Origin of the sequence: Aliivibrio finisterrensis, from assembly GCF_008933155.1 — a bacterium.
In the GTDB taxonomy this organism is placed as follows: Bacteria; Pseudomonadota; Gammaproteobacteria; order Enterobacterales; family Vibrionaceae; genus Aliivibrio; species Aliivibrio finisterrensis.
In genome coordinates, this window is record NZ_WBVP01000051.1 from 1 (window position 1) to 1,927 (window position 1,927).

4 protein-coding genes are annotated in these 1,927 nt (G+C 34.6%); all 4 read right to left on the minus strand.

The features are described from left to right. Nucleotides 1-310: 310 nt before the first annotated feature. Nucleotides 311-547 (minus strand): hypothetical protein, encoded by a 237-nt coding sequence (locus tag F8B77_RS17205; RefSeq protein WP_151656883.1) that lies wholly within the window; start codon nt 545-547, stop codon nt 311-313. A gap of 158 nt (nt 548-705) precedes the next feature. After that, entirely contained in the window at nt 706-999 is a 294-nt protein-coding gene (locus F8B77_RS17210) for a HigA family addiction module antitoxin (protein WP_017023495.1), read from the minus strand. Next, entirely contained in the window at nt 999-1,277 is a 279-nt protein-coding gene (locus F8B77_RS17215) for a type II toxin-antitoxin system RelE/ParE family toxin (protein ID WP_012534781.1), read from the minus strand. The genes F8B77_RS17210 and F8B77_RS17215 overlap by 1 nt, the downstream gene beginning before the upstream one ends. A gap of 185 nt (nt 1,278-1,462) precedes the next feature. Then, the coding region (locus tag F8B77_RS17220) for a hypothetical protein (protein ID WP_208846172.1) at nt 1,463-1,927 on the minus strand (465 nt) is incomplete at its 5' end.

Sequence of the window (1,927 nt, forward strand, 5' to 3'; positions counted from 1 at the left end):
CTGAACTGAGCCAAAAAACTGCATTCTCAGAGTTCGTATAACGCCTGCATAACACGTTTGCTACTATGCAGACCTAGCTGAATTTTAGCGCCTTAATCACTGAAATTAAAGACAAACTGACAATGCCGAGTGTAGTAAATCGTGTTGATGCATTTGTTATAACGACGCTATTTCCGAATCACTTCTATTATACTAATCACAGTAGTAACTAAAAACGCCAATATTATATCTAGAGATGGCAACCCAGTAAAAGTCTGGTAGACAACATCATGAGCACAACTTAATAGTTCGGAATTATCAACCAATATAGCTAGATTATCTCCAATGAAATCTGAATGTTCTTGAATGAACCCCAAAACCTCAGATGATTCATTTTTCGTAAGCTCATTTGTTGTTTCGACAATATCTTTAAGCTTTTGATTATATTCACTGAAAGCGTAGACTCACCACTCTCATCTACAAGTACTAATTTTTCAGCTTTTTGCCCATCTTCAAGTACAACCTCTAAGTCAAACAATTCATTTATTTCATAATTGTCATCCACCATTTAACCCCCCATGATAATTTGATTAGTCGTTATAACGCCTGCATAACACGTTTACTACTATGCAATTATACTTAATATTGACGCCTTAAAACGAGAAACACCCGACAACCTGAGATGCCGAGTGTAGTAAATCGTGTTGATGCATTTGTTATATTTTACTACGCCATAGCAAAATTGATCGTGTGCACCTTAGTTAAATTCACGTTTTGTTTTGCTTGCCATAGATCGTAATTGTCTTGCATTGTTAACCAACTTTCAGGCGTACGACCTAGTGATTTTGAAAGACGTAATGCCATTTCAGGTGAAATTGAGCTCTTACCCTTTATCACTCGATTTAGAGTTGAAGCAGCAACATCAAGTTGTTTAGCAACAAAGCGACAACTATAGCCAAATGGTTCCATATAAACGTCATGGATAAACTCACCTGGATGTGGGGGATTGTACATAGCCATTAATGGTAATCCTCGTAATTTAAAATGTAAGCATTACCATCGACAAACTCGAAAGTAACACGCCAGTTACCATTTACTGTAATTGACCAAATTCCATCTCTATCCCCTTTCAGAGGATGAAGTTTGAAACCCGGCAAATCAACATCATCAATAATGGTTGCAGTGTCTATCGCGGCTAATTGCATTCTCAATTTGCGATCATGTTTCGCTTGAATACCCGCTTTACTGCCAGTCTCAAAAAACTTTTTAAGACCTTTGTGCTTAAATGTTTTAATCATACGAAGAGTGTAGCGCGTTGCGCATTATGACGCAAGTTTCAATAAAAAATATAACGCCTGCATAACACGTTTACTACTATGCGATTATACTTAAAATTGACGCCCTAAAACGAGAAACACCCGACAATCTGAGATGCCGAGTGTAGTAAATCGTGTTGATGCATTTGTTATGTCATTATTATGGATTATAAGCTTTCATATTTTTGCAAGTTAGAAAACTCATTCATCGGTACATCACAATTAAAGAATGTACATTTTGTATATTTATTTTTCATTTCTGTATAAATCATTGTATTGACACCTACTAACTTAGTAGCAAATTCTTCTAGTTGTAGAATACAATCATTCAATAAATCTACATTCTCTTTTGAGGTGTGTGATTCTTGATTTCGTTGCCAACGAAATATACTTTCAATATATCGATTATAATTAAAGGTAGCATAATAACTATTTACATAAGATTTTGATTCCAATTCAGATATGAATACTACACTTTCAAAATCAATTTTAACCAACCAATCGTTAATATCCCCATCTAAAATTTTTGGCGTAGGATTGCTACAGCGCGGGTAATTATAAATATTATTTTTAATTGTTCCGTAATTGTTTAACATATTACCCAAGTTGAATAATAAAAAATTCGACTTATT

Coding starts and splice junctions, on each gene's coding strand:
- F8B77_RS17210 (WP_017023495.1), bottom strand. CDS start 999: ATGGCTATGTACAATCCCCCACATCCAGGTGAGTTTATCCATGACGTT.
- F8B77_RS17205 (WP_151656883.1), bottom strand. CDS start 547: ATGGTGGATGACAATTATGAAATAAATGAATTGTTTGACTTAGAGGTT.
- F8B77_RS17215 (WP_012534781.1), bottom strand. CDS start 1,277: ATGATTAAAACATTTAAGCACAAAGGTCTTAAAAAGTTTTTTGAGACT.